The 26156-nt window shown below is 72.2% G+C and carries 26 protein-coding genes; 16 read left to right on the forward strand and 10 right to left on the reverse strand.

Annotated elements, in window-relative coordinates:
• The first annotated feature begins 1 nt into the window (after window position 1).
• The 3 genes from mobB to FFT10_RS12490 are packed head-to-tail and all read left to right on the forward strand — an operon-like array spanning window position 2 to window position 2061.
• Complete coding sequence (gene mobB, locus FFT10_RS12480) at window positions 2-529, forward strand: molybdopterin-guanine dinucleotide biosynthesis protein B (protein WP_137733146.1); 528 nt, start codon at window positions 2-4, stop codon at window positions 527-529.
• Between the two features lie 9 nt (window positions 530-538).
• Window positions 539-1795, forward strand: a complete 1257-nt coding sequence (locus FFT10_RS12485; RefSeq protein WP_137733147.1) for a molybdopterin molybdotransferase MoeA — start codon at window positions 539-541, stop codon at window positions 1793-1795.
• A gap of 5 nt (window positions 1796-1800) precedes the next feature.
• The gene (locus tag FFT10_RS12490) at window positions 1801-2061 is read left to right on the forward strand and encodes a MoaD/ThiS family protein (protein WP_137733148.1); all 261 of its coding nucleotides are present in this window, start codon (window positions 1801-1803) and stop codon (window positions 2059-2061) included.
• A 144-nt stretch (window positions 2062-2205) separates the two neighbouring features.
• Here FFT10_RS12490 and FFT10_RS12495 read toward each other — a convergent pair whose 3' ends face one another.
• Entirely contained in the window at window positions 2206-3069 is an 864-nt protein-coding gene (locus tag FFT10_RS12495; RefSeq protein WP_137733149.1) for a 4-hydroxy-tetrahydrodipicolinate synthase family protein, read from the reverse strand.
• 279 nt (window positions 3070-3348) lie between these two features.
• Between FFT10_RS12495 and FFT10_RS12500 the strand changes: the two genes are divergently transcribed.
• Entirely contained in the window at window positions 3349-3837 is a 489-nt protein-coding gene (locus tag FFT10_RS12500; protein WP_137733150.1) for a molybdenum cofactor biosynthesis protein MoaE, read from the forward strand.
• Between the two features lie 8 nt (window positions 3838-3845).
• On the forward strand, window positions 3846-4244 hold the full coding sequence (crcB, locus tag FFT10_RS12505; protein WP_137733151.1) for a fluoride efflux transporter CrcB: 399 nt from the start codon (window positions 3846-3848) through the stop codon (window positions 4242-4244).
• A 258-nt stretch (window positions 4245-4502) separates the two neighbouring features.
• Here the strand turns inward: crcB and FFT10_RS12510 are convergent, their stop codons facing one another.
• Window positions 4503-4970 carry a MarR family winged helix-turn-helix transcriptional regulator gene (locus FFT10_RS12510; protein ID WP_137733152.1) on the reverse strand — a complete coding sequence of 156 codons (468 nt, stop codon included), beginning with the start codon at window positions 4968-4970 and terminating at the stop codon, window positions 4503-4505.
• Between the two features lie 74 nt (window positions 4971-5044).
• Between FFT10_RS12510 and FFT10_RS12515 the strand changes: the two genes are divergently transcribed.
• Genes FFT10_RS12515 through FFT10_RS12535 form a run of 5 tightly spaced genes read left to right on the forward strand, consistent with a single transcriptional unit; the run spans window position 5045 to window position 10251 of the window.
• The gene (locus FFT10_RS12515; RefSeq protein WP_137733153.1) at window positions 5045-5584 is read left to right on the forward strand and encodes a flavin reductase family protein; all 540 of its coding nucleotides are present in this window, start codon (window positions 5045-5047) and stop codon (window positions 5582-5584) included.
• Window positions 5581-6618, forward strand: coding sequence for a 2,5-dihydroxypyridine 5,6-dioxygenase NicX family protein (locus FFT10_RS12520; protein WP_228027085.1), 1038 nt, complete (start codon window positions 5581-5583; stop codon window positions 6616-6618). Before FFT10_RS12515 ends, FFT10_RS12520 begins: the two co-directional genes overlap by 4 nt.
• Window positions 6615-7436, forward strand: coding sequence for an alpha/beta fold hydrolase (locus tag FFT10_RS12525; RefSeq protein WP_228027086.1), 822 nt, complete (start codon window positions 6615-6617; stop codon window positions 7434-7436). The genes FFT10_RS12520 and FFT10_RS12525 overlap by 4 nt, the downstream gene beginning before the upstream one ends.
• A gap of 18 nt (window positions 7437-7454) precedes the next feature.
• Complete coding sequence (locus tag FFT10_RS12530; protein WP_137733154.1) at window positions 7455-8768, forward strand: acyl-CoA dehydrogenase family protein; 1314 nt, start codon at window positions 7455-7457, stop codon at window positions 8766-8768.
• 19 nt (window positions 8769-8787) lie between these two features.
• The gene (locus tag FFT10_RS12535; RefSeq protein ID WP_228027087.1) at window positions 8788-10251 is read left to right on the forward strand and encodes a class I adenylate-forming enzyme family protein; all 1464 of its coding nucleotides are present in this window, start codon (window positions 8788-8790) and stop codon (window positions 10249-10251) included.
• A gap of 21 nt (window positions 10252-10272) precedes the next feature.
• On the opposite strand, the gene FFT10_RS12540 is transcribed toward FFT10_RS12535, so the two are convergent.
• A complete protein-coding gene (locus FFT10_RS12540) occupies window positions 10273-10809 on the reverse strand; it encodes a hypothetical protein (RefSeq protein ID WP_137733155.1) in 537 nt (178 codons plus the stop codon).
• A gap of 74 nt (window positions 10810-10883) precedes the next feature.
• On the opposite strand from FFT10_RS12540, the gene FFT10_RS12545 reads away from it, so the two are divergent.
• A complete protein-coding gene (locus FFT10_RS12545) occupies window positions 10884-11909 on the forward strand; it encodes a MerR family transcriptional regulator (protein WP_137733156.1) in 1026 nt (341 codons plus the stop codon).
• On the opposite strand, the gene FFT10_RS12550 is transcribed toward FFT10_RS12545, so the two are convergent.
• Entirely contained in the window at window positions 11893-12384 is a 492-nt protein-coding gene (locus FFT10_RS12550; RefSeq protein WP_137733157.1) for a P-loop nucleotide/nucleoside kinase family protein, read from the reverse strand. The two genes, FFT10_RS12545 and FFT10_RS12550, sit on opposite strands and share 17 nt — an antisense overlap.
• 204 nt (window positions 12385-12588) lie before the next feature.
• On the opposite strand from FFT10_RS12550, the gene clpB reads away from it, so the two are divergent.
• Entirely contained in the window at window positions 12589-15192 is a 2604-nt protein-coding gene (gene clpB, locus FFT10_RS12555) for an ATP-dependent chaperone ClpB (protein WP_137733158.1), read from the forward strand.
• Window positions 15193-15202: 10 nt separating this feature from the next.
• Here clpB and FFT10_RS12560 read toward each other — a convergent pair whose 3' ends face one another.
• The 3 genes from FFT10_RS12560 to FFT10_RS12570 form a co-directional block, all read right to left on the reverse strand.
• Window positions 15203-16687: a HAMP domain-containing sensor histidine kinase gene (locus FFT10_RS12560; protein ID WP_137733159.1), complete on the reverse strand. Its 1485-nt coding sequence runs from the start codon at window positions 16685-16687 to the stop codon at window positions 15203-15205.
• Window positions 16684-17397 carry a response regulator transcription factor gene (locus FFT10_RS12565; RefSeq protein WP_137733160.1) on the reverse strand — a complete coding sequence of 238 codons (714 nt, stop codon included), beginning with the start codon at window positions 17395-17397 and terminating at the stop codon, window positions 16684-16686. The genes FFT10_RS12560 and FFT10_RS12565 overlap by 4 nt, the downstream gene beginning before the upstream one ends.
• 62 nt (window positions 17398-17459) lie before the next feature.
• Window positions 17460-18251, reverse strand: a complete 792-nt coding sequence (locus tag FFT10_RS12570) for a spondin domain-containing protein (protein ID WP_137733161.1) — start codon at window positions 18249-18251, stop codon at window positions 17460-17462.
• 222 nt (window positions 18252-18473) lie between these two features.
• Here FFT10_RS12570 and FFT10_RS12575 point away from each other — a divergent pair, with 222 nt between their 5' ends.
• Complete coding sequence (locus tag FFT10_RS12575) at window positions 18474-19463, forward strand: LysR family transcriptional regulator (protein ID WP_137733162.1); 990 nt, start codon at window positions 18474-18476, stop codon at window positions 19461-19463.
• Between the two features lie 18 nt (window positions 19464-19481).
• Here FFT10_RS12575 and FFT10_RS12580 read toward each other — a convergent pair whose 3' ends face one another.
• The 3 genes from FFT10_RS12580 to FFT10_RS12590 all read right to left on the reverse strand — a co-directional run bounded on the left by FFT10_RS12580 (window position 19482) and on the right by FFT10_RS12590 (window position 22143).
• Window positions 19482-20516: an alpha/beta fold hydrolase gene (locus tag FFT10_RS12580; RefSeq protein ID WP_137733163.1), complete on the reverse strand. Its 1035-nt coding sequence runs from the start codon at window positions 20514-20516 to the stop codon at window positions 19482-19484.
• A gap of 101 nt (window positions 20517-20617) precedes the next feature.
• On the reverse strand, window positions 20618-20902 hold the full coding sequence (locus FFT10_RS12585) for a late competence development ComFB family protein (protein WP_137733164.1): 285 nt from the start codon (window positions 20900-20902) through the stop codon (window positions 20618-20620).
• A gap of 68 nt (window positions 20903-20970) precedes the next feature.
• The gene (locus tag FFT10_RS12590; protein ID WP_137733165.1) at window positions 20971-22143 is read right to left on the reverse strand and encodes a hypothetical protein; all 1173 of its coding nucleotides are present in this window, start codon (window positions 22141-22143) and stop codon (window positions 20971-20973) included.
• A gap of 185 nt (window positions 22144-22328) precedes the next feature.
• Between FFT10_RS12590 and FFT10_RS12595 the strand changes: the two genes are divergently transcribed.
• From FFT10_RS12595 to FFT10_RS12605, 3 genes are all read left to right on the forward strand, one after another.
• Window positions 22329-23600, forward strand: a complete 1272-nt coding sequence (locus FFT10_RS12595; RefSeq protein WP_137733166.1) for an MFS transporter — start codon at window positions 22329-22331, stop codon at window positions 23598-23600.
• A 5-nt stretch (window positions 23601-23605) separates the two neighbouring features.
• Window positions 23606-25318 carry a thiamine pyrophosphate-binding protein gene (locus tag FFT10_RS12600; protein WP_137733167.1) on the forward strand — a complete coding sequence of 571 codons (1713 nt, stop codon included), beginning with the start codon at window positions 23606-23608 and terminating at the stop codon, window positions 25316-25318.
• 154 nt (window positions 25319-25472) lie between these two features.
• On the forward strand, window positions 25473-26054 hold the full coding sequence (locus FFT10_RS12605; protein ID WP_162520782.1) for an OmpA family protein: 582 nt from the start codon (window positions 25473-25475) through the stop codon (window positions 26052-26054).
• Window positions 26055-26156: the final 102 nt, after the last annotated feature.

The following is a 26156-nucleotide window of genomic DNA, read 5'->3' on the forward strand; positions in this document are numbered from 1 at the left end:
CATGCATGTCGTCGGCTTCTGCGGCCCGTCGGGTGTGGGCAAGACCACGCTGATCGAGGGCGTCATCGGCGGCCTGAAGGCGCGCGGGCTGCGGGTGTCGGTGGTCAAGCATGCCCACCAGCATTTCGACATCGACCGCCCGGGCAAGGACAGCCACCGCCACCGCAGCGCCGGCGCCACCGAGGTGCTGGTGGCCTCGTCGCAGCGGCTGGCGCTGCTGCGGGAGTTCGACACCGAAGGCCTGCCCACGGTGCACCAGCTGATCGCCGAGCTGTCGCCGGCCGACTGGGTGCTGATCGAAGGCTGGAAGCATGCCGACCTGCCGAAGATCGAGGTCTGGCGCGCCGCGCTGGGGCAGCCACCGCTGTATCCGGACGACCCGTTCGTGACCGCCGTGGCCACCGACGACCCTGCCGCACTGCCGGTGTCCACCGCCCGTCCGGTGCTGGACATGGCCACGCCGGCGGCGCTGGTGTCGCTGCTGCTCGACACTGCCCCCCGTTACCACTACGCGCCGCCCGGCGCCTGACCGATCGCCATGGCCGACCCGCAACGCCCCACCCTGCTGAGCCTGGACGAGGTGCTGCAGCGCCTGCTGGCCGTTGCCCACGACCGGGTGCTGCCCGAGGTGGAGAAGGTCGACACCTTCGACACCCTGGGCCGCGTGCTGGCCCGCGGTGTGGTGTCGGCGCTGGACGTGCCGCCGGCCGACAACACCTCGATGGACGGCTATGCGATGCGTGCGGCCGATGTGCCGGCCGCCGGCACGGTGCTGCCGGTCAGCCAGCGCATCCCCGCGGGCGTGGTGGGCCAGGCGCTGCAGCCGGGCACAGCGGTGCGCATTTTCACTGGCGCCCAGGTGCCGGCCGGCGCCGATGCGGTGGTGATGCAGGAGCAGTGCAGCGCCGTGCCGGGCGATGGCCTGGGCAGCGTGCGCATCGATGCCGTGCCCCAGCCCGGCCAGTGGGTGCGCCGCCGCGGCGAGGATGTGCTGCTGGGCGCCGAGGTGCTGGCGCCCGGCACCCGCATCACGCCGCAGGCCATGGGCCTGGCCGCCAGCGTGGGTGCGTCGCGCCTCACCGTGCGGCGCAAGCCCCGGGTGGCGCTGTTCTCCACCGGCGACGAACTGGTGATGCCGGGTGAATCGCTGAAGCCTGGCGCCATCTACAACAGCAACCGCTTCACCCTGCGTGGCCTGCTGCTGGCTGCCGGCTGCGAGGTGACCGATCTCGGCATCGTGCCCGACCGGCTGGATGCCACGCGCGACGCGCTGCGCACGGCAGCCGCCGGCAACGACCTGATCCTGACCAGCGGCGGCGTGTCGGTGGGCGAGGAAGACCACATCAAGCCGGCGGTGAAGGCCGAGGGCTGGCTGGAAGCCTGGCAGGTGGCGATGAAGCCCGGCAAGCCGCTGGCCTTCGGCGCCGTGCGGCGCGATGGTGGCGACAGCGAGGCGCTGTTCATGGGCCTGCCGGGCAACCCGGTCAGCAGCTTCGTCACCTTCCTGCTGGCGGTGGCACCGGTGCTGCGCGCGCTGCAAGGCATGCCCACCGCCATGCCGGCCAGCCTGCCGGTGCGGGCCGATTTCGACTGGCCCAAGCCCGACAAGCGGCGCGAGTTCCTGCGCGCACGCTTCAACGCCCAAGGCGGTGTGGACCTCTTCCCCAACCAGAGCTCGGGCGTGCTGACCTCGGCGGTGTGGGCCGATGGCCTGATCGACCTGCCGTCGGGCCAGGTGGTGCAGCGTGGCGACACGGTCCGCCTGCTGCCGCTGTCGGCGTTGATCGGGGCCTGACGACCATGGTCGAACACACTGTCACCGTGCGCTACTTCGCCTCGCTGCGCGAGGCCTTGGGCGGGTCGGAAACCGTCAGCATCGCCGCCGGCAGCACGCTCGGCCAGTTGCGCGATGCGCTGATCGCCCGCGGTGGCGCCCATGCCGAGGCCCTGGCCCGCGGCCGCGCCCTGCGCTGCGCGCTGAACCAGGTGATGGCCGACGAGGCCACCCCGGTGCCGGCGGGCGCCGAGGTGGCGTTCTTCCCGCCGGTCACCGGTGGCTGAGCCCGGACACAGCCAGCCCTGAGGACTGGCTGTGCCTGGCGAAGCGGCCGAGCTCTGCGAGGCCGTGGGAGAGCCCGGACACAGCCAGCCCTGAGGACTGGCTGTGCCTGGCGAAGCGGCCGAGCTCAGCGAGGCCGTGGACGATCACAGCTTGGCGGACCCCAGCAGCGCATCCACGCTGGCGGCAGCCGCCGGCAGCATGGGCGGGCGCAGCCCGTCGGCCATCCAGCCCTGGCGCGCCAGCGCGCCCTTGATCACTGCCGGGTTGGGCTCGGCAAAGGCCGCCTGGGTGATCGGCGCCAGCCGGCGCCACAGTGCGCGCGCCTCGGCCAGGCTGCCGTCGCCGCGCAGCAGGGCGGCCAGGCGCACGAAGGCGCCGGTGGCCAGATGGGCGCTGGCGGTGATGCCGCCGGCCGCACCGCGGGCCAGTTGGTCGAACAGTTCGTCATCGTTGCCACCCAGCAGGGCCAGTCGGCCATCGGCCAGCACCGCCTCGGCGGCGGCGCGGTCGCCGCTGCAATCCTTCACCGCGCGGATCAGCGGGTGCTCGGCCAGCGCCAGCAGCGTGCCCATCTGGATGCGCACGCCCGTGCGCGCCGGGATGTCGTAGGCCACCAGCGGCAGCGGCGTGGCGCTGGCCACGGTGTGGAAGTGCTGCACGATGCCAGCCTGCGACGGCTTCACGTAGGGCGGTGGCGCCAGCAGCCAGCCGGCCGGGCGGTGCCGTTCGGCCAGCGCCTGGGCCCGGCGGGCGATGGCCTGGGCATCGACGCCGGCCAGGCCCATCAGCACCGGCTTGCCGCCGGCGGCGTCCAGCGTGGTGGCCAGCACGCTGGCCTGCTCGGCCTCGGTCAGCGTCGCGGCCTCGCCGGTGCTGCCGCAGGCCACGAAGCCGGCCACGCCCTGCGCCGCCAGGTGCTGCACCAGCCGCCGCAGCGCCGGCCCGTCGACCGCGCCATCCCGAAAGGGCGTCACCAGCGGCACCCAGATTCCGTTGAACTCCACCATCACCCACTCTCCAGCACACGACCGTGTCGAGGAACCGGCGTGGCGTGCGGGGCTGCAGGGGGTTGGGGGTGCCCGGTGGCGCGGAGAGCGCCTGGGGCGGGCCGGTGGCCGCCTGTTCCGTCGCTCGCCTGGCGCCGGAACAGCTGCCCCGGTCAGACGAGCAACTGCTTTTTCGATTTGCGCGCACACACCGCCGCGGCCCGCACGGCGTGCGTGGGCGGCAGGGAGGTGGTGTGCAACGGCATGGCGCGCGATTCTAGCGATGCGAGAATTCCAGCCATGGCCTCCACCCCGCGCGTGCGCATCCAGACCGACGATTTCGACCTGTCCGCCGAGGTGGCGGCGCTGCGTGCCGGTGATGGCGGCGTGGGCGCGGTCACGGCCTTTGTCGGCACGGTGCGCGACCGCACCGCCGGCCAGCCCGGCGCCATCAGCGCGATGGAGCTGGAGCACTACCCCGGCATGACCGAGCGCGCCATCGAGGCCATGATCGACGAGGCGCACCGCCGCTTCGACCTGCGTGCAGCATGCGTGGTGCACCGCGTGGGCCTGCTGCAGCCGCTGGACCAGATCGTGCTGGTGGCCGTCAGTTCGGCCCACCGCGGGCAGGCCTTCCAGGGCTGCGAGTTCCTGATGGACTACCTGAAGACCCAGGCGCCGTTCTGGAAGAAGGAGACCACGCCCGACGGCGCGCGCTGGGTCGATGCCCGGGTGGTGGATGACGCAGCAGCCGCCCGCTGGGGCCTGGCATCGGCCAACGCGTCTTAGGCTGCCTGATGAGCGGCCTGGCCAGCAGCATCACTGCCGCCCAGGCCGGCGCCGTGGCGCTGGGTGCGGCGGTCGGGGCCCTCCTTCGCTGGTGGGCTGGGCTGGCCTTCAACCATCTATGGGCTGGCTTTCCGCTGGGCACGTTGCTGGTCAATGCCGTGGGCGGCTTGCTGATCGGTGTGGCCATGGTGTGGTTCGCCCGCTCGCCGCATGAACTGCTGCGGCTGCTGCTGGTGACCGGCCTGCTCGGCGGCTTCACCACCTTCTCCTCGTTCTCCGCTGAATCCCTGGGCCTGCTGCAGCGGGGCGACTTCGGCCTGGCGCTGTTGCACAGCGCGGCGCATCTGCTGGGTGCTTTGGCGTGCTGCGCAGTGGGCGTTGCACTGGCTCGCTGGCTCCTGCATTGAGTTGGCAGCTTCGGACTCATAGCGGAAGTTGCCGACTTGCCACCCTCGGCGCGAAGCCGAGGCCGTCGGGTACCTGGCCGACTCCGTGTCATTCCGGGCCTGCGGCCCTCCCTTCTTTACCTACGTCGGCCAGGCACCCAACGCCCTCGTCCAGCCACCGTCTCCGCGTGCGGCGAAGGTCCCAGTGGTGCCTGAGCGCAGGGCCTCCCGGCCCGGCGCGATCGCTCAAACACAGCGACCGCAACGCCCCAAGCCGCCTTATCGCCCAGCACGCTCCTCTGGCCGCGGCCCGTCTTGTTCGTCGAAATGCTGGACCAGCGCATGCAGCGCCTCGCGCATGCGTTCCAGTTCCGAAGCACCCAGGGCCTGCAGGCGCTGCGCCTCATGGGCGCGGGCGGCGGTCAGCAGGGGGGCGACATGTTGCTGGCCGGCGGTGGTCAGCGCCACGCGCACGCGGCGTGTGTCGGTGGCGTCGGCGCGGCGTTCCACCCAGGCTTGCGCCACCAGCCGGTCCAGCGTCTTGGTGACCGTGGGCTGCTGCGCCAGCACCTCCAGTGCCAGCTGGCCCACCGTCAGCGGCGGGCTGTCGGACAAGGTGGCGAGCACCCGCCACTCCAGCGAGTTCAGCCCCGCGGCCCGCAGCCGCGGCTCGAAGCCGCGCCACAGCGCATGGCTGGCACGCGCCAGCAGATACGGCAGGTGCTGGTGGACAAAACGCTCGGTCATGATCGTGGTCTGTCGGCGCCCGGGTGAAATCCCGCTTGCCTTGGTTCAATGAATTTTCATACATTTGCCGCACGATGCAGCCACCGGACATTCCCGCAACCGCCTTGGCCGACCCGGTGCCTGCCGCGTTGCCCGTGCCCACGCCACCGCTGCTGCGCGCCGCGCTGGGCCGGTTTGCCACCGGCGTCACCATCATCACCTGCGCCGGCCCGGGCGGCGCGCCGGTGGGGCTGACAGCCAATTCCTTCAGTGCGCTGTCGCTGGACCCGCCGCTGGTGCTGTGGAGCCTGCGCCAGGCCAGCGGCAGCCTGGCGGCGTTTGATGCGTCGCCGCACTTCGCCGTCAACGTGCTGGCCGAAAGCCAGGTCGATCTGTCGCGGCGCTTCGCCTCGTCCCAGGCCGACAAGTTCGCCGAAGGCGCCTGGGGCGCCGGCCTGGGTGGCGCGCCGGTGCTGGCCGGCTGTGCCGCCGTCTTCGAGTGTGAGGTCGCCAGCCGCCAGGTGGCGGGCGACCATGTGCTGTTCATCGGCCGCGTGCTGCGGCTGGCCGATCTGTCGGTGGCGCCGCTGCTGTTCCAGGGCGGCCACTACCGGATGCTGGGAGAAGTCCTGTGAGCCTGTCTGAGCGCATTGAAGCCAAGTGGATCGACAGCTTCGTCGAGGCATTCCGCCTGTGCGGCGTGAAGCCCGGCGATGCCTGCGCGGTGCTGTCGGAAACCCAGTCGCGCCAGAGCCTGGTGCAGCTGAGTGAACTGGCGCTGGCCCGCCTGGGCGCGCGCTGGTTCCATGTGGTGCTGCCCACGCCGAAGCAGACCGCGCCGGTGCCGGTGCGCAGCACCGGCGCGTCCGATGCCATCGGCCGGCTGGAGCCGGTGGTGGCCGCGCTGGCCGGCAGCGTGTTCATCGCCGACTGCACCGTCGAAGGTCTGCAGCATGCGGTGGAACTGCCGCAGATCCTGAAGGGGGGCGCCCGGGTGCTGGTGGTCAGCAACGAGCACCCCGAGATCCTGGAGCGCACCGCCCCGCATGCCGAGGACGAAGCCCCGGTGCGCGATGCCATGCGCCTGCTGAAGGGCGCACGGGTGATGCAGGTCACCAGCGCCGCGGGCACCGATCTCACCATCTCGCTCACCGGCGCGCGGGTCGGCGGTGTGTGGGGCTTCTCGGCCAAGCCCGGCTCGCTCACCCACTGGCCGGCCGGCCTGGTGCTGGCCTTTCCCGCGGCCGGTTCGGTCAACGGCACGCTGGTGCTGGCGCCGGGCGATGTGAACCTGACCTTCAAGCGCTACCTGGCCGACCCGGTGACGCTGCGCATCCAGAACGACTTCGTCACCGCCATCGAAGGCAGCAGCGTCGATGCCGAGCTGATGCGCGGCTACCTGGCCGCCTGGGGCGACCGCGAGGCCTATGCCGTCAGCCATGTGGGATGGGGGCTGAACCGCCGCGCCCGCTGGGACGCGATGACCTTCTACGACAAGGCCGATTTCAACGGCACCGAACTGCGCGCCTTCGCCGGCAGCTTCCTGTACTCCACCGGCGCCAACGAGGTGGCCGGCCGACACACGCTGGGCCACTTCGATCTGCCGATGCGCGGTTGCACCATCACCGTCGATGGCGTGGCCGTGGTCAGCAACGGAGCGCTGGCGTGACGCCGCAACTGGTCACCGGCGGGCCACTGGCCCACCTGCGCTGGGACGCCTTCCGCGCCCCGGGTGCGCCGGTGCAGCCCACCGTGCTGCTGCTGCACGGCGTGGGCGGCGGCCGCGCGGCCTGGGATGTCAGCGGTACCGGCGCGGCGCTGGCAGCGGCCGGCTTCACGGCGCTGTCGGCCGATTTCCCCGGCTATGGCGAGTCGCCGCCGGTGCAACCGTACGATCTGGCCGGCATGGCCGGCGCCGTGATCGACACGCTGGCGGCTCTGGGCACCGGCCCCGCGGTGCTGGTGGGCCACAGCATGGGCGGCATGGTGGCGCAGGAGGTGGTCGCCCGCGCGCCGCAGGTGGTGCACAGCCTGGTGCTCGCCGGCACCTCACCCGCCTTCGGCAAGCCGGGCGGCGATTGGCAGCAGGCCTTCCTGCAGAGCCGCTTCGCGCCGCTGGACGCCGGCCTGGGCATGGCCGGGCTGGCCGCCCAGCTGGTGCCGACGATGGTGGCGCCGGGCACCGCACCGGCGGCCATCGCCGCTGCCCAGGCCATGATGGCCGGCGTGCCCGAGGCCACCTACCGTGCTGCGGTGGCGGCCCTGGTGGCCTTTGACCGCCGCGCCAACCTGCCGAACATCGCCGTGCCCACGCTGGTCATCACCGGCGAACACGACCGCACCGCCGCGCCCGAGGTGGCGCGCAAGATGGCCGAGCGCATTCCCGGCGCCTTGTGCCAGGTCCTGCCGGCCGCCGGCCACCTGCTCAACATCGAGCAGCCCGACGCCTTCAACACCGCGCTGCTGTCCTTCCTGCAGCACCGCTGATCCACCGAGGAGCTCCCGATGTCCGCCGTGCTTGCCGCCGAGACCCCGCCGACCGTGGCCACCCCGTCGACCACCCGCTACCAGCCCTCGCACATCTGCGGCAATCCTGACAGGCTGACGCCGCTGCAGCGTGAGCTGATCGCCCGCGTCAGCGCGCTGGGCCCGCGCTGGGCTGCGCGGGCGGAGCGCTATGACCGCGAGGCCAGCTTCCCGTTCGAGAACTACGACGATTTGCGTGAAGCCGGCCTGCTGGGCATCTGCGTGCCGGCGCAGTACGGCGGCATCGGCGCCGACTTCGCGACCTATGTGATGGTGGCCGCCGAGATCGGCCGCTGGTGCGGCGCCACCGCGCTCAGCTTCAACATGCATGTGTGCAGCTGCATGTGGGCCGGCGCCATCGCCGACAGCCTGGACATGACGCCGGCCCAGCGCGCCGACCATGAAGCCAACCGCGCGCTGCACTTCGCCCGCATCGTCCACGAAGGCAAGGTCTACGCCCAGCCGTTCAGCGAAGGCGGCGCCGCTGCGGCCGGCGCCGCGCCCTGGGGCACCATCGCCCGCAAGGTGGATGGCGGCTACATCGTCACCGGCAAGAAGATCTTCGCCAGCCTGGCCGGCGCGGCCGACACCTACGGCGTGCTGTGCACGCTCGACCGGCCCGACCGCGCCGGCGGCGGCAGCCGGCGGGATTCGATGTACCTGGCGGTGCCGGCCGACGCGCCGGGCGTCAGCGTGGTGGGCGACTGGGATCCGCTGGGCATGCGCGGCACCGTCAGCCGCAACCTGCTGTTCAAGGATGTGTTCGTGCCCGAGACGGCGCGGATGATGCCCGAGGGCCTGTACTTCCAGGCTGCCAGCCGCTACCCGCACATGTTCGCCACGCTGTCGCCCACCTACATGGGCGTGGCGCAGGCGGCCTATGACTTCACCGTGCAGTACCTGCGGGCCGAGGTGCCGGGCATGCCGCCAGTCAAGCGCCGCATGTACCCGACCAAGCAGTACGCGGTGGCCGAGATGCGCATCAAGCTGGAGGCCACGCGGGCGCTGTTCCTGCAGAACGCGCGCGATGCCTGCATCGACCCCGACAAGGACACCCGCATGCGGTTGTACGCGGCGCACTACACCATCATGGAGAACGCCAACGACATCTGCCGGCTGGCGGTGCGCACCTGCGGCGGGCAGTCGATGCTGAAGTCGCTGCCGCTGGAGCGCCTGTACCGCGACAGCCGCTGCGGCAGCCTGATGCTGCCCTGGACGGCCGAGCTGTGCATGGACCGCCTGGGCCGCGAGTGCCTGTACGAGGCCGGCGAGCGCGACGAAGCCATCGAGTGACCGCGACACCCCGCTCCGCGTGAACCCGCTGTACCAGCGCTTCGCCGACACCGCGGCGCGCACGCCCGATGCGCTGGCCATCCAGGCCGGCGGACAGGCGTTGACGCACCGCCAGTTCCTGGCGCTGGCCGATGCCCAGGCTGCGCGCTGGCAGGCGCAAGGTCTGGAGCCCGGCCAGAGCATCGGCTGGCTGGGCCACAACAGCCCGGCGATGCTGGCCGGCCTGCTGGCCTGCGCGAAGCTGGGCGCGGTGTTCGTGCCGCTCAACTGGCGGCTGGCCGCGGCCGAGCTGGCGGCGATTGCCGACCATGCCGGCCTGGCGGCGCTGGAGCACACGCCCGAACTGGCCGACCTGGCCGCCCAGGTGCGCGCCGGCGCCCGGCTGGCCGGTGCCGATGCGCCGTTGCCACCGGGTGATGTGCTGCTGGTCTACACCAGCGGCACCACCGGCGAGCCCAAGGGCGCGCTGCACACCCAGCACGGCATGCTGGCCAACATCGACATGGCCACCGCGGTGCAGGGCTTCACCGCGGCCGAGCGGGTGCTGGCGGTGCTGCCGCTGTTCCATGTGGGCGGGCTGTGCATCCAGGTGCTGCCGGCGCTGGCGGCCGGCGGTGCCGTGCACCTGCAGGCCCGCTTCGACCCCGGCGCCTGGCTGGCCGACCTGGCGGCCTGGCGCCCCACCACCAGCCTGCTGGTGCCGGCGGTGATGCAGGCCATCCTGGCCCACCCGGGCTGGCCGGCGGCCGATGTGGCGTCGCTGCGCTTCCTCAACAGCGGCTCGTCGATCGTGCCGGTGGCCTTGATCGACCCCTTCCATGCCCGCGGTGTGCCAATGGCCCAGGTCTACGGCAGCACCGAGACCGGGCCGTTCTCGATCGCCCTGGCGCCCGGCGAGGCCCTGGCGCACCTGGGCAGCGTGGGCCGGCCAGCGCCGGGCGTGCAGCTGCGGCTGGCGGCGGCCGACGGCACCCCGGTGGCGCCCGGCGCGGTCGGCGAGATCCAGCTGCGTGCGCCCAACCTGATGCGCGGCTACCACCGGCTGCCGGCGGGTGCCGGCTTCGTCGACGGCTGGTACGCCACCGGCGACCTGGCGCGGGCCGATGCCGACGGCCGGGTGACCGTGGTCGGCCGCAGCAAGGACATGATCATTTCCGGCGGCGAGAACATCTACCCGGCCGAGATCGAGAACCTGGCCAGCACCTGGCCCGGCGTGGCCGAGGCCGCGGTGGTGGGCCTGCCCGATGCCCGCTGGGGCGAGGTGCCGGTGCTGGTGCTGGTGCCGCAGCCGGGGGCGGTGGTGGATGTGGACGGCCTGCAGGCGCTGTTCCAGGCCCGGCTGGCGCGCTTCAAGCATCCGCGCCGGGTGGTGCAGGCCGACCAGGTGCCGCGCACCGCACTGGGCAAGGTGCAGAAGGCGGCGCTGGCGGCGCAGTTGATGGCCGGGCGCGCGGCCGAGTCGCCTGGCCAGCCGACCGCCTGAGCAGGCCGTGCGGCCAGCGCCTCAGTTCAGCGTGCGTGGCGTTGCCGGCCCGGGGGCCTGCGGCGCCGTGGCGGCGGTGAACGGGCCGCCCCAGTCGGCACTGGCCAGGGCCTGCTCCAGCAGGCGCAGCAGGCCGGTGGACAGGTCATCGCTCAGCTGCATGCCCAGGCTGCGCCCGCCGGGCTCGCGCAGCTGCAGCTGCAGGCCCTGGCCGCCCTCGCCCGGCCCCAGGTCCACGGCCTCGGGCAGCAGCGGCTCGGGCCCCAGCGGCTCGGTCTGGGCCTGGGCGATGAAGGGCTCGCTGAAGCTGGCGCCGGGCAGTGGCCGCTCCAGCGCCGCCTGGGCCAGCATGGCCTGGGCCTCGGGCACCACCGTGGCATGCGGCAGCACCTGGGCCACGGCGCGGTGCGTCACCAGCTTGGTCAGCGGCGGCCAGATCAGCAGCAGCATGCGCCGGGTCAGCCACACGGCATACAGCGCGCCTTCGGTGGTGCGCAGCTGCCACAACACCCGGTCGGGGCCGGGCAGGTAGCGCACTTGCATCTGGTGGATGTTCACGTGCGCATTCTAGGAAGCCATGCCGCCGCCGGATACTCTGGGCCGTTGCATGGCATGGGCAGGGAGGCGGCAGCATGCAGTTGAAGGTGGGCGACCTGGCCCGGCGCAGCGGCCTGACCGTGCGCACCCTGCATCACTTCGACCAGATCGGCCTGCTGAGCCCGTCGGCGCGGTCGCCGGCCGGCTACCGGCTCTACGGCCGCGAGGACGTCGCCCGCCTGCACAGCATCCAGGCACTGCGGCACCTGGGCTTGCCGCTCAAGCAGATCGCCGCGCTGCTGGCCGGCGACGGCGAGCCGCTGCCGCAGACCGTGGCCAGGCAGATCCGCGCGCTGGACCACGAGATCGCCCAGGCCACCGCGCTGCGCACCCGGCTGGCCCTGCTGATGGACAAGTTCTCCGCCGGTGGCCAGCCCGAGATGGGCGACTGGCTGGACTCACTGGCGCTGATGGCCACCTACGCCCGCTACTTCAGCACCGACGAGATCCGCACCATCGTCGGCAACTGGCAGGCCGTGGGGGACGACTGGGCGGCCCTGCTGGCCCAGGTGCGGGCGCTGATGGACCAGGGTGTGCCGCCCACCGATCTGCGCGTGCAGCCGCTGGCCCACCAGTGGATGGCGCTGATCCACCACTGGCTGGGCGGCGACTTCGACCTGATCGACCGCTGGGGCCGCATGTACCTGCAGGAGCCCACGGCCCGGCCGGACGGTGCGCCGGCGCTGGACATGGTGCGCTACATCGAGCAGGCGACCGCGCCGCGCCTGGCCGCCTGGCTGCGCCACTTCACGCTGGACGAGCTGCGCCGCTTCCGGCCGGTGGGCGCGTCGGCCTGGGCGGCGCTGGCGGCCGACACTGCCCGGCTGATGGTCGCGGGCGTGCCGCCGGCGTCCGCGCGTGCGGCGGCCCTGGCAGACCGGCTTCGCGATCTGTTCCACCAGACCGTGGGCCAAGCTGCCGACCTGGTACCGACGATGGATGCTGCACTGGCCGCCGAGCCATTGCTGCGCGCCGGCGCGCCGCTGCCGCCGGACGCGCTGGCCTACCTGGCGGCTGCCTCTGCGCCCGCTGCCCGCCGCGCTGTCACGCGGTCTCGGTGACCGCGCAGCCGGCCAGCTCGGCCGCATCGGGCGGCTCGAAGTGGCCTTCCATGGTGGTGAACATGCCGGGCGTGACCTCGAAGGCGAAGGTGTCGCCGCGGGTCTGGTTGCGCTGCAGCACCCGCTGGCGGCGCACCGCCAGCGGTGCGGTGACGAAGTGCGGTCGCAGCGCCAGGCCCTGGGCGCTGGCCAGTGCGGCGTAGCGGGCGCGGTCGGCCACCTGCATGCAGCCGACATCGAGGACGGCGGTGCCGCCACGCCGAACCACATCGGTCGCCACCGCCCAGATGCGCTGCTCGCAGCGCTGCACCCGCGCCAGGATCCAGGGCAGGTTCATCGGCTGCGGCATGTCGGGCGCGAACAGCTCGCCCATCCAGTCGTCGATGGAGAAGCGCACGCCCTGCCTCTGGTCGGCCAGCTGGCGGGCGAGGGTGGACTTGCCGGCACCCTGGGGGCCGAAGAGCAGGTGGATCATGGTGGTGGCAATCAAGTGGAGTGGGACCTGCGCACTGTCTGGCCTGACGCCACGTCAGGGTCAAGCGGCAGGGCCTCCCGGCGCTGGCCGGGCTGGCGCTGGCCACTTGATCCAGCGCAACACCGCACAGACGGCGCCCGCCGGCCGGGCTTGAAATGCGCCGGGGGCAGCCCAATGTCCCTATCCATTCGGAGGACATCCCCCATGCGCATCGACAAGCTCACCACCGCCTTCCAGCAAGCCCTGGCCGAAGGCCAGTCGCTGGCCGTCGCCCGCGACAACCCCTACATCGAACCCAGCCATGTGTTGGCCGCCATGCTGGCCCAGCCCGACGGGCCCAAGGCCCTGCTCGACCGGTCGGGCGCCAACACCGCCGCCCTCAAGCAGGCGATGGACGTGGCCACCAACGCCCTGCCCAGCGTGCAGGGTGGCGGCCAGGTGCAGGCCGGACGTGACCTGGTGCAGCTGCTGCAGCAGGCCGACAAGGAGGCCACCCAACGCGGTGACCAGTTCATCGCCAGCGAGATGTTCCTGCTGGCCCTGGCCGACAGCAAGAGCGACATCGGCGGCATCGTGCGCGGCCATGGCCTGAACCGCAAGGCGCTGGAAGCGGCGATCACCGCGGTGCGCGGCGGTGCGTCGGTCGATTCGGCCGAGAGCGAAGGCCAGCGCGAGGCGCTGAAGAAGTACACGCTGGACCTGACCGAGCGGGCGCGGCAAGGCAAGCTCGATCCGGTGATCGGCCGCGACGACGAGATCCGCCGCGCCATCCAGGTGCTGCAGCGCCGCAGCAAGAACAACCCGGTGCTGATCGGCGAGCCCGGCGTGGGCAAGACCGCCATCGTCGAGGGCCTGGCCCAGCGCATCGTGGCCGGCGAGGTGCCCGACACGCTGAAGGACAAGAAGGTGCTGGTGCTGGACATGGCCGGCCTGCTGGCCGGCGCCAAGTACCGGGGCGAGTTCGAAGAGCGGCTGAAGGCCGTGCTGAAGGAAGTGGCCGCCGACCAGGGCCGCATCATCCTGTTCATCGACGAACTGCACACCATGGTGGGCGCCGGCAAGGCCGAGGGCGCGATGGACGCCGGCAACATGCTCAAGCCCGCGCTGGCGCGCGGCGAGCTGCACTGCATCGGCGCCACCACGCTCAACGAATACCGCAAGTACGTGGAGAAGGATGCCGCGCTGGAGCGCCGCTTCCAGAAGGTGTTGGTCGACGAGCCCAGTGTCGAGGCCACCATCGCCATCCTGCGTGGCCTGCAGGAGAAGTACGAGGTGCACCACGGCGTGGAGATCACCGACCCGGCCATCGTCGCCGCGGCGGAGCTCTCCCACCGCTACATCACCGACCGCTTCCTGCCCGACAAGGCCATCGACCTGATCGACGAGGCCGCGGCCAAGATCAAGATCGAGATCGACAGCAAGCCCGAGGTGATGGACAAGCTCGACCGCCGGCTGATCCAGCTGAAGATCGAGCGCGAGGCGATGAAGAAGGAGCATGACGAAGGCTCGCAGAAGCGCCTGGCGCTGATCGAGGACGAGATCGTCAAGCTGCAGCGCGAGTACGCCGACCTGGAAGAGATCTGGAAGGCCGAGAAGGCCACCGCCCAGGGCAGCGCTCAGGTGAAGGAGCAGATCGAGCAGATCAAGAGCCAGATCGAGGCGCTCAAGCGCCAGGGCGACTTCAACAAGGTGGCCGAGCTGCAGTACGGCAAGCTGCCCGAGCTGGAGAAGACGCTGAAGGAGGCACAGGCCAAGGAGAGCGGCAAGGCCAAGGGTGCCAAGGACGGCACCGGCGGCCCGCAGCTGCTGCGCACCATGGTCGGCGCCGAGGAGATCGCCGAGGTGGTCTCACGCGCCACCGGCATCCCGGTCAGCAAGCTGATGCAGGGCGAGCGCGACAAGCTGCTGCAGATGGAGACCGCGCTGCACAAGCGGGTGGTCGGCCAGGACGAGGCCATCGTCGCCGTGTCCGACGCCATCCGCCGCAGCCGCGCCGGCCTGTCAGACCCGAACCGGCCGCTGGGCAGCTTCCTGTTCCTGGGCCCCACCGGCGTGGGCAAGACCGAGCTGTGCAAGGCGCTGGCCGGCTTCCTGTTCGACAGCGAGGACCACATGATCCGCGTCGACATGAGCGAGTTCATGGAGAAGCACAGCGTCAGCCGGCTGATCGGCGCGCCCCCGGGCTACGTGGGTTATGACGAGGGCGGCACGTTGACGGAAGCCGTGCGCCGCAAGCCCTACAGCGTGCTGCTGCTCGACGAGGTGGAGAAGGCCCACCCCGACGTCTTCAACGTGCTGCTGCAGGTGCTGGACGATGGCCGCCTGACTGACGGCCAGGGCCGCACGGTGGACTTCAAGAACACCGTGATCGTGATGACCAGCAACCTGGGCAGCCACCTGATCATGCAGATGCAGGGCCAGGACTCGGAGCTGATCCGCGAGGCGGTGTGGGGCGAGGTGAAGGCGCATTTCCGGCCCGAGTTCCTCAACCGCATCGACGAGACGGTGGTGTTCCACGCGCTGGACGAGGCCAACATCAAGGCCATCGCCCGCATCCAGCTGAAGTTGCTGGAAGGCCGGCTGGAGAAGATGGACATGAAGTTGGAGGTGTCCGACGAAGCGCTGGCCGAGATCGCCAAGGTCGGCTTCGATCCGGTGTTCGGCGCCCGGCCGCTGAAGCGCGCCATCCAGCACCGCATCGAGAACCCGGTGGCCAAGCTGATCCTGCAGGGCCGCTTCGGCCCCAAGGATGTGGTGCCGGTGGATGTGAAGGACGGCGCGTTCGAGTTCGGCCGCGTGGTCCACTGACCGGCCCGGCTCAGCCCGGCGCGGCCAGCGGCAGCGCCAGGCACAGCCGGGTGCCGCCCTCGGGCGTGGCCAGCGGCCGCAGGCTGCCGCCGTGCAGCTGGGCCACCCGCTGGGCAATCGCCAGACCCAGGCCGCCGATGCCGCCGCCGCTGCGCCGAAGCGGCGGGTCGCGCAGGCTGGCCTGCTGGTCCAGGCGGGCCTGCAGGTCGGGTGGCAGGCCGGGGCCGTTGTCTTCCACCAGGATCTGGGCGTTGCCGCCCTGGCGCAACAGGCTCACCCGCACTGGCGCGCCGCCCGGGGCGTGCCGCAGGGCGTTGTCGATCAGGTTGCCCAGGGCGCGATCGATCAGCTGCAGGTCGCCGTCCAGCTCCAGCCGGCCGGGCGGGGCGCCGGTCAGCGTCACCGGCGGGTTCGGGTGGCCGATGGCGAACTTCTGCACCGTGTCGGTGACCAGCTCGTCCAGGCTGAAGCGCTCGCGGTGCAGCACCTGGTCGGTCGACTGCAAGGTGGCCAGCTCGAACAGCTGCTGCGACAGCCGGCGCACCTTGTCGCTTTGCGCCAGGGCGGCGCGCAGCAGCGGTGCCTGCTGCACCGCGCTGCCGCCCGACAGGGCTTCCAGATGGCCGTGCAGCGCGGTCAGCGGCGTGCGCAGGTCGTGGGCCACGCCGGCCATGGTCTCGCGGTGGGCCAGGGTCTGGGCCGCTTCGCGCGCAGACTGCTGTTCCAGCCGCTCGGTCAGGCCGGCAAAGGCGGTGGCAATGGCCTGCACCTCGTCGCCGCGGCCGCCGTGCTGCGGTTCGGGCCGGGTGGCCGTGGCGCCCAGGCTGTAGCTGCGCATGCGGCCGGCCAGCCGGTGCAGCGGCCGGGTCAGCTTGCGCAGGGCCAGGGCGCCCACCAGCAGGGTGAGCAGCGCGCCGACGCCGGCCACTGCCGCCGCGCCCAGCCACTCGCGGCGCAGGCTGATGGCGCCGGCCACCTGGGTGCGGGCCGCGCCATCGAGCACGATGTAGAGGTAGCCCGGCGGCTGGGTCTGCCCCGGCTTGGGCGCGAACATGGCGGCGCTGAAGATGCGGCGCACGTCGCCGCCCATCGGGTCGGTGCCGTGCAGCGGCAGGGCCGCGCCGGCGAGGAAGGCACGCACGGGTGCCAGGTCCACCTGGTGCTGGCGCACCATGCCGGGCTCGCCGATGTAGGCCGCCACCCGGCCACCGGCATCCAGCACATAGACCTGGATGCCGGGGTTCACCACCATCAGCATCTGCAGCAGGGCGCGCCGGGCCGCGGCCTCGGATTCGGCGGGATCGGTGGTGGTGATCTCGGGCCAGTGGCCCACGATGTGCTGTGCCAGGCCGTGCGACAGGCGCTGCAAGGATTCCTGCTCATGCGCCGTGGCGAGGCTGCGGCCCAGCACGGCCACCAGGCCGGCATAGGCCAGCAGCAGGGCGGCCAGCATCAGGGTGAGCCGGGTGCTGAAGGACAGCGGCGGACGCCTCATGCGGACGGCTCCCCGCCGGCGGGGTCGAACCGGTAGCCCACACCCCACACGGTGACGATGTGTGCCGGCGTGCGTGGATCACGCTCGATCTTGCTGCGCAGCCGGTTGATGTGGGAGTTCACCGTGTGTTCATAGCCGTCGAAGCCGGCGCCCCACACCCGCTGCAGCAGCTGGTCGCGGCCGAAGGCCTGGCCGGGGTGCCGGGCCAGGAAGTGCAGCAGATCGAACTCCCGCAGGGTCAGTGGCACCGGCGTGTCGCCCTGCAGCAGTTCCCGCCGGGTGGTGTCCAGCTGCCAGGCACCGAAGCGCAGCACCGGCGCCGGCGCTGGCGCGGTGCGCAGCTGCTGCACCCGGCGCAGCAGGGCGCGCACCCGGGCCACCAGTTCCAGCATCGAGAACGGCTTGGCCAGGTAGTCGTCGGCGCCCAGTTCCAGCCCCAGCACCCGGTGGGCTTCGGCCGACCGGGCGCTGAGCATGATCACCGGCACGGCGGGGTGGCGCGCCCGCAGGTGGCGGCACACCTCCCAGCCGTCGGCGCCGGGCAGCATCAGGTCCAGCAGCACCAGGTCCCAGGGCTGGCGGTCGATGGCGGCCATGGCCAGCAGGCCGTCGGCCGCGCGGTGCAGCTGGTAGCCGGCCTGCTCCAGGTGCAGCCGCAGGGCGTCGGCAATGGCGTCGTCATCTTCGACTAGCAGCAGCTGCTGGGGCATGGCCCATTCTGCCGCTTGGGTGCCGCCGCGCTGGACGGCTGCCGCTGGCTGGCGGGCCGGCCTCAAGCGCCGCGGGCCTGGCGCCGCCGTGCCAGCCAGCCCAGGCCGGCGAGGCCGGCCAGCATCAGCGCATAGGTCTGCGGCTCGGGCACCGGCGCAGCGGTGAAGCTGATGCGGTAGACATCGGTGCCGGCTGCGAGCTGGCTGTTGAAGGTGTAGCCGGCGCCGGTGGTCAGGCCGTTGTAGCCGGCGAACTCGGCGAAGTTGAAGGCCACCACCGAGCCCTGGTCGGCGCGCAGGCCGTTGTCGCCGACGAAGGCCGAGGCGGCCGGGTCGAACACCTCGGAGCCGGCATCCCAGATGTCGCGTGCCTGCACCGTGATGCTGCTGACCTGCAGCTGGCCGGCCGTGTCGAACAGCCGGTGGGCCATCGGGTTGTCGTTGCCGATGAAGAAGTCATTGCTCGGGATGGCCATCGCCGCAAAGGTGAAGAACGGGTTGGCCGCGCTGTCCACCATGTAGCTGGCCGTCTTGCTGCCGCCGGCGAACAGCGGCCCGCCGATGGTGCCGCGCACGGCGCCGGGGTCGGCCGCGGCGAAGGCGGCCTGCCAGGCGCCGCCGGCGCCGCCTTCGGCCACCGACACGATGGCCGTGCCGGCCACCTGACCCAGGTTGAAGGCGTCGTAGCTGCCGTTGTTGAAGGCCAGGTGCAGCGGCGCGAAGGCCAGGCCGCCGGCCGGCGCCAGGTTCTCGATGGTGACGGTCACCTGGGTGGGCAGGGCCTGCGCGGCCAGGCCGGTGGACAGGGCGGCAGCCGCCAGCAGGCGGGTGGTGGTGCGGGACAGGGAAGACATCGGTGGCTCCTGGCGTTGGGTGGGCCGGACCCGACATGCCGGGCCCGTTCCACCGATGCTAGGAAGCAGGCTTCCCGCGGTCCTCACCAGGAGATCACGGCGACGGGAACTCCGGCTGCAAGCCTCGCAGGCGGGGCGACCCCGACAACGCCCTTGGGCGCGGCTGCAGATCCAAACTCAGGTCAAGAATGCGCGGCAATCCCGCAACTCTGGCAATGGTCGATGGAATCGCTGCGTGGCATGGTGAGTTTTGTCCAGGTGGCACGCAGCGGCAGCTTCGTGCGGGCGGCCGAGGCGCTGGGCGTGTCGGCGGTGGCCGTCAGCCGCAACGTGGCCCGGCTGGAGGCGCAGCTGCAGCTGCGGCTGTTCGCCCGCACCACGCGCAGCCTCTCGCTGACGGCGGAGGGCGCCGCACTGCTGGCGCGCTGCGAGGCGCCGTTGGCCGAGCTGGCTGCCGCCTTCGACGACTCGCGCGATGCTGCTGGCGCGGCCTCGGGCACCGTGCGGGTGACGGCCGTGTCGCCGTATGTGCAGGCCTACCTGGCGCCCAGCCTGGTGCAGTTCCATGCCCGGCACCCCGGGGTGGTGGTCGACATCGCCTGCAGCGAGCTGGCCACCGACCTGGTGGCCGACCGCTTCGATGTCGGCGTGCGGGTGGGCCCGCTGCGGGATGCGGGCTTCGTGGCCCGCCCCCTGGGCCCGCTGGTGCTGGTGTTGTGTGCGGCGCCCACGTTCCTGGCCCGGCCCGGCCTGGATGCCGACCCGGCCATGCTGGCCAGGCTGCACGGCCTGGGTCTGCGCCGCAGCGGGGAGGTGGCGGTTGCGCCCTGGCATCTGCAGACACCCGCCGGACCGGTGGACCTGCCGGTGTCCGGGCCACTGCGCTGCAACGACATGGCGGCCCTGGCGGCCGCCTGCGCCGCCGGTCTGGGGGTGGCGCAGCTGCCGCTGGTGCAGGTGCTGCCGGCCCTGCGCCGCGGCGATCTGCAGGTGCTGCACCCGGACCTGTCGCCCGGTGGCCTGCAGCTCTTCCTGCACTACCCCGACCGGCAGTTGCCGGCCCGGGTGCGGTTGTTCGTCGACTTCGTGCTGGCCCAGGGGCGCGGTCATGCGGATCTGCAGCTGACGGCCAGCGACGCGGCCGCACTGGCGCCGGTCAGCCCCGCCACCGCGCCAACACCAGCCACACCGCGGCGGCGCCGACCGGGTTGACGCTGCGCACCAGACGGCTCAGGGCTTGGCCAGCAGCTGGTCGATCAAGCTGGCCAGCTCGGCTGGCCGGTCCAGTTGGACATAGTGCCCGGCGTCCAGCAGGCTGACGCGGGCGCCGGTGAACTGGTCGGCCAGCGCCTGTGCCACCTGCGGGTTGAGGTAGGGGTCATGCCGCCCGAAGGCCACCAGCACCGGCACCGGCGACTGCTGCATCTGTGCCCGGCGGCCATCGCGCGCGGCGATCTCCTGCCACAGCACCGAGGTGGCGCTGAAGAACGCCGGGCGGATCGCCGGCGCGCCATGGGCCAGCACCGGCACCCAGGCAGCCCGCGCCGCCTCGTCGGCAAAGAAGTCCGACATCTGGCTCTGCACGCCGGACTGGAAGACGCCGGCAGCCCGGCCGGCGCCCCAGACGCGCAGATCGCGCAGCCAGCCCTTGGAGGCGAAGACCTCGATCGCCGGCGGTGCCTGCAGCGCCGGCGAGGCGTTGTAGTAGGTGTTCAGCAGCACCAGCGCGCGGCTGCGCTGCGGGTTGTCCAGCACCCAGTCGATGCCGACCGGGCCGGACATGTCGTGCAGCACCGGCACCACCTGCTGCAGCGCCAAGTGGGCCACCACCGCGTCCAGGTCGGCGCGCTGGCTGGCCACGTCATAGACGGCCGTGGCCGGCTTGTCGGAGCCACCCCAGCCGAGGAAGTCGAAGCTCACCACATGGTGGCGCTGCGCCAGCAGCGGGATCAGCGCGTCATACAGGTGCTGGTTGTCCGGGAAGCCGTGCATCAGCACCAGCGTGGGCGAGCGCCCGCGCTGGCCGGGGTTGAACTCGCGCACCGCCAGCCGCCCGCCGTCGGGGCGGGCGACCATCTGCTGCAGATGCGGCTGGGCCACGGCAAAGCGGGCCTGGTGGGCGTCGAACGCCTGCTGCGTGACCGGCGGGCCGGCGCAGGCCGACAGCAGCAGCGCAAGCGCCAGTGCGGCCACGCTGCCTGGCCGGCGGACGCGGTGGAGGACGTGCGCGCTGGCAGCGCGCCGGATCAGGCGGGACGGGGTCATGGTGTGGGCCGGTGTGTGAAGGTGGCCCACTCTAGGATCGCGTCGCCGGGCTGGCGATGGCCGCGGCGGTTCTGGCAGTCAGAACCGCAGGTTAGGAGTGGCTAGCGCCGGGCCGCCATCACATGCCGTGCCTGCACATAGCCGAAGGCGAAGTCGACCGATTCGGCCACGTTGCGCAGGGTGGCCTGGCGCTCCTTCTCGGTGGTGAAGAAGGCCAGGTCGGCGGTGTGGCGGATGTAGTGTGGCGGCATGCGGTTCAGCGCCACGCAGGCCACGTCGGCCAGCAGGCCGGGGTCATCGGCGATGCCCGGGTAGCGCGGCGCGGCGGCGGTCACCGCCTCGAAGATGGTCTTTTCGTGGGTGTTGTGGACCGATGAGAAATCCATGGCGAGCGCTCCTGGCGGCAAGACAGCTGATCAGGCCTTATCGGCAGACCCGCCCCGCCGCTTGAGCCTCAGCCGAGCACCCGTTCCGCATCCAGCAGCTTGAAGCGCAGCAGCGCCAGGTTGGCCTGCTGCCGGTCGAGCACCGCCACGAAGCCCAGCGGCGCCTCGCCCGGCAGCCGCCGCAGCAGGGTCTGCCGCGGGCCGGTGGTCACCAGGATCTCCTCGGGCGGCGCCTCGTCGGTGGCCACGGCCTGGTGCGCCAGGCGGGCGGCGCACAGCGCCTCGGCCAGCGCGGCCAGGTCGGTGGGTGGCTCTTCGCGCTGCTGGGTGGCCAGCAGGTCACCGCTGTGCAGGTCGACGATGCCACAGGCCAGCAGGCCCTCGCTGCGCGCCAGCGGCAACAGCAGGCGGTTCAGCACCACCGGCGGCAGGCGATGGGCGGCGGGCGCTGCCGGTGGCGCCGGCCGGGCCTGGGCGGCCTCGGCCAGCGCCGGCTGGTCGTGCGGCGCTGCCGCCGCCGCCTGCTGCGTGGCCTCCCAGGCCTCGAGCACCCGGTTCCACACGCTGGCGGCGCTGGCCAGCGGCTCGGCCAGCGCATGCACCTGCAGGCCGGCCGGCCAGTCCTGCGCCAGGATGCGCTGGCGCAGCGCCGCGGCCCCTGGCGGCAGGATGAACACCAGGTGCGGGCAGCGCCATTCCGGCTGGTGGCAGGCCTGCAGCAGGCCGCGCAGCAGCACCACCAGCGCATGCGGCTGCATCGCGCCGACGATCACCGCGGTGAGCTGGCTGCCCTCGGCCAGCGCGCTGGTGATTTCTTCGGGCGCCACGCCGGCGGCGCTGGCGCCACCGCGGATGTCGGCGTGGTAAACCCGCAGCGCCGGCGCATCGCGGCGCGGCACCAGGGTGCGCTCGATCACCGCCAGCGTGCGCAGCGAGCTGCGCTCCCGCACATTCAGCCGCTGCACCGGCTGGCCGCCGGCATCGGCCAGCGCATGCAGCACCTGCGCGGCCCACAGGCGCGATGGGTCGAGCAGCGTCACCATCTGGCTGGCGCGCTGCAGATCCTGCCGGTGGGCGGCAAAGTGGGCACGGATCGCCTCGGTGGGCGAATCGTCGACCACCACGTCGATGCTGGTGGCGTGGTGCACGGCAGTGGCGGCGTCGCTGCCGTCCGACTGGGCCGGCGGGGCCGGCTGCGGCAGGCGACGGGGCGTGAGGTCACCGAACAGGCTGGTCAGCATGGCAGTCTCCGGAAGTCTGGTCGCCACTCTAGGGTCGGCATGTCAAGCGCAGGTTTCGTGATGTTGTGCCGTGCCGGCACGTCGCCCAGGAGACACGGCCCGGCAGGCGCGACAACCGCTTACACAACGGCGGTCTGTCCCGGCCGCGGCTGGGCGCCCGCTGCAGCCCGTCTACCATCGGTGGCATGACTGCCGCCACGCTCCCTGCCAGCGCTGCGCCGCCCTTGCGGCAGGACGCCTCCACCATCGGCCTGGTGGGCCTGGCGCATGCGGTCAGCCACTTCAGCCAGCTGCTGCTGGCGCCGCTGTTTCCCTGGCTGAAGATCGAGTTCAACGTCAGCTACACCGAGCTGGGCCTGCTGCTGACGATCTTCTTCGTCGTCTCCAGCGCGGTGCAGACGGCCTCGGGCTTCCTGGTCGACCGCATCGGCCCGCGGCCGGTGCTGCTGGGCGGGCTGGGGCTGCTGGCGCTGGCGGCGCTGGGCTATGCCGCCTCCACCCACTACGCCATGCTGGCCGCCAGCGCGGTGGTGGCCGGCCTCGGCAACGGCGTGTTCCACCCGGCCGACTACACCCTGCTCAACCGCAATGTGCACGCCAGCCGGCTGGGCCATGCCTACAGCGCCCACGGCATCACCGGCACGCTGGGCTGGGCGCTGGCGCCGGCGCTGATGGTGCCGGTGGCGCTGGCCGCCGGCTGGCGCGTGGCGATGGTGACCGCCGCCGCGGTGGCGCTGGTGGTGCTGCTGCTGCTGTGGTGGCAGCGTGGCCGCCTGCTGCTGCTGCCGGGCACGGCGCCGCCGGTGGCCAGCCCGGCCGCTGCGGTGCGCGCGGAAGGGCCGTTCGACTTTCTGCGCATCCCGGCGGTGTGGATGTGCTTCGGATTCTTCTTCTTCTACGCCATGGCGCTGAGCGTGGTGCAGAGCTTCGCGCCCGGCGCGGCGCAGCAGTTGCACGATGTGCCGCTGGCCTGGGTGGCGGCCTGCCTGTCGATCTACATGGTGTGCAGCGCCACCGGCATGGTGGCCGGTGGCTTCCTGGCGCGCGACCCGGCGCGCTGCGAGCAGGTGGTCGGCGTCGGCATGGGCCTGGCCGCCTGCATCGCACTGTGGATGGCGCTGGGCCCGGTGCCGGGCTGGGCGGTGCCGCTGCTGTTCGGCGCCATGGGCCTGGTCAGCGGCAGCGCCGGGCCGTCGCGCGACATGCTGGTCAAGCGCAGCACGCCGGCCAATGCCAGCGGCCGGGTGTTCGGCGTGGTGTATTCCGGGCTGGACATCGGCCAGGCGCTGGCGCCGCTGGTCTTCGGCCGGCTGATGGACCTGCACCTCTACACCGCGGTGTGGGTGGGCCTGGCCATGGTGCAGGGCGTGCTGATCGTCAGCGCCTTCCAGGTGCGCCGGGTGCGGCGCGAACTGCGGCCCACCGACAATCCGCCACCGCTTGCTTCCAGCCGCTGACTTCCATGACCACATCCCGATTGGCGGGCCATGCCCTCGTCGAAGCCCTGATCGCCCAGGGCGTCACCACCTGCTTCGGCGTGCCGGGCGAAAGCTACCTGGCCGTGCTCGACGGCTTCCATGTCCACCGCGACCAGATCCGCTTCATCGCCTGCCGGCAGGAGGGCGGCGCCGCCTTCATGGCCGAGGCGCAGGGCAAGCTGGGCCCGCGGCCGGGCGTCTGCTTCGTCACCCGCGGGCCGGGCGCGACGAACGCCAGCATCGGCATCCACACCGCCTTCCAGGATTCCACGCCGCTGGTGCTGTTCATCGGCCAGGTGGCCAGCGACCAGCGCGACCGCGAGGCCTTCCAGGAATTGGACTACCGCCAGATGTTCGGCCCCGGCACGCTGGGCCTGGCCAAGTGGGTGGGCGAGGTGCACGACGCCGACCGCCTGCCCGAATACGTGGCCCGCGCCTTCCACACCGCCACCCAGGGCCGCCCCGGCCCGGTGGTGCTGGTGCTGCCCGAGGACATGCTGACCACGCCCACCGCCGCGCCGGTGCTGCCGCAGGCGCAGACGGCCCATGCCTGGCCCGCGCCGGGCGGACTGCGTGACCTGCGGGCCCTGTTGATGGCGGCGCAGCGGCCCTTCGTCATCGCCGGTGGCGGTGGCTGGGACGCCGAGGCCGCCCGCGCGCTGCAGCGCTTTGCCGAGAACTGGCAGCTGCCGGTGGGCTGCGGCTTCCGCTTCCAGGACACCTTCGACAACCGCCATCCGCTGTATGCCGGCGACGTGGGCATCGGCATCAACCCGAAACTGGCGCAGCGGGTGAAGGATGCCGACCTCGTCATCGCCCTGGGCGTGCGCCTGGGCGAGATGACCACCGGCGGCTACACCCTGCTGACGCCGCCGCGGCCGGCGCAGAAGCTGGTGCACATCCACGCCGGGCCCGAGGAGCTGGGCCGCGTGTACGCGGCCGATCTGCTGCTGCAATCCAGCATGGCCAGCGCGGCCAAGGCGCTGGAAGGCCTGGCCGCGCCCACCAGCGTGGCCTGGGCCGGCTGGGCGGCCGACGCCCATGCCGACTACGAGGCCAACCACATCGCCACGCCGGTGGCGCCGCTGGACATGGCGGTGGTGATGCAGACGGTGCAGCGCCTGGCGCCCGAGAACACCATCTACACCAACGGCGCGGGCAACTTCGCCGGCTGGCTGCACCGCTTCGTGCGCTACCACGGCCTGCAGCACCATGGCCGCACCCAGCTGGCGCCCACCTCGGGCGCCATGGGCTATGGATTTCCCGCGGCGGTGGGGGCGGCGCTGCTGCAGCCGCACCGCACCGTGGTCAATGTGGCTGGCGATGGCGATTTCCTGATGAACGGCCAGGAACTGGCCACCGCCACCGGCTACGGCGCCAACGCAGCAGACGGGCGGCTGGTCAGCATCGTGGTCGACAACGGCACCTACGGCACCATCCGCATGCACCAGGAGCGCGAGTACCCCGGCCGGGTGAGCGGCAGCGACCTGTTCAACCCCGACTTCGCCGCCATGGCGCGGGCCTTCGGCTGGCGTGCGGCGTTCGTCGACCGCACCGAGGATTTCGAGGCCGCCTTCGCCGAGGCGCTGCAGCCTGGCGCGCCGATGCTGATCCATGTCAAGCTGGACGCCGACGTGAGCACCAGCCGCAGCACGCTGTCCGCGATGCGCGCCGCCGCGCTGCAGGCGGGCCGCTGACCCTGCGCTTGCCACAACTTCCCTGCGACAGGGGATGGCGCTGGCGGCCCGCGCCGGTATGATTTCACGCTTCTGGGACGTGGCACGCGCTGGTCGGTCTGCAGGCCGCCGGGCCCGCCCCCATCACGCCGCATCACGCGGCATGGAGCTCATCATGCTGGCTGCCGCCCCGTTCCGCCCCCACTCCACCACCTGGCGCGCCGCGCTGCGCCGAACTGCGCTGGCCGGCTGCATGGCCGCCCTGCCGCTGGCTGCACTGGCGGCCGATCCGCCGGTCGACCTGGGCGAGAAAGTGCCCGAAGCCCAGGCCATCAACGAGGGCCTGTTCCCCGAAGACGCCTGCAAGGAACTGGAGCAGGCCGGCTACAAGTGCATGGGCTTCAAGCCGGCGGTGCGCTTCTCCCTGCCCACGGCCACCTTCAAGCTCGGCTCGGCCGAACTGCCCGACCTGCTGCGCGCCCAGCTCGACCGCTTTGCCGAGGTGCTGCGCGGCAAGCGCGGCAGCGGCCGCGTGGTGCGCATCGAGGGCCATGCCGACGCCACCGGCAGCGAGGACGTCAACCTGCCGCTGTCGCAGAAGCGCGCCGAGGCGGTGAAGGAGTATCTGGTCAAGAACGGCGCCGACCCCGGCATGCTGCAGGCCGTGGGCATGGGCTCGAAGGCGCTGAAGGTGACCAAGGATCCGGCCGCCGCCGAGAACCGCCGCGTCGAGATCGGCCGCCAGCAGGCGCCCTGACCACGCGCCGCCGCAGCATGCGCTGCGGCACTGGCAACCCCTGCAATCCCTACGCTGACAGGTCCGAATGCAGGCCGTTGACGGCAGGCGTTTGGATACCAT

Origin of the sequence: Pseudaquabacterium pictum, assembly GCF_005403045.1 — a bacterium.
Classification (GTDB): Bacteria; Pseudomonadota; Gammaproteobacteria; order Burkholderiales; family Burkholderiaceae_C; genus Pseudaquabacterium; species Pseudaquabacterium pictum.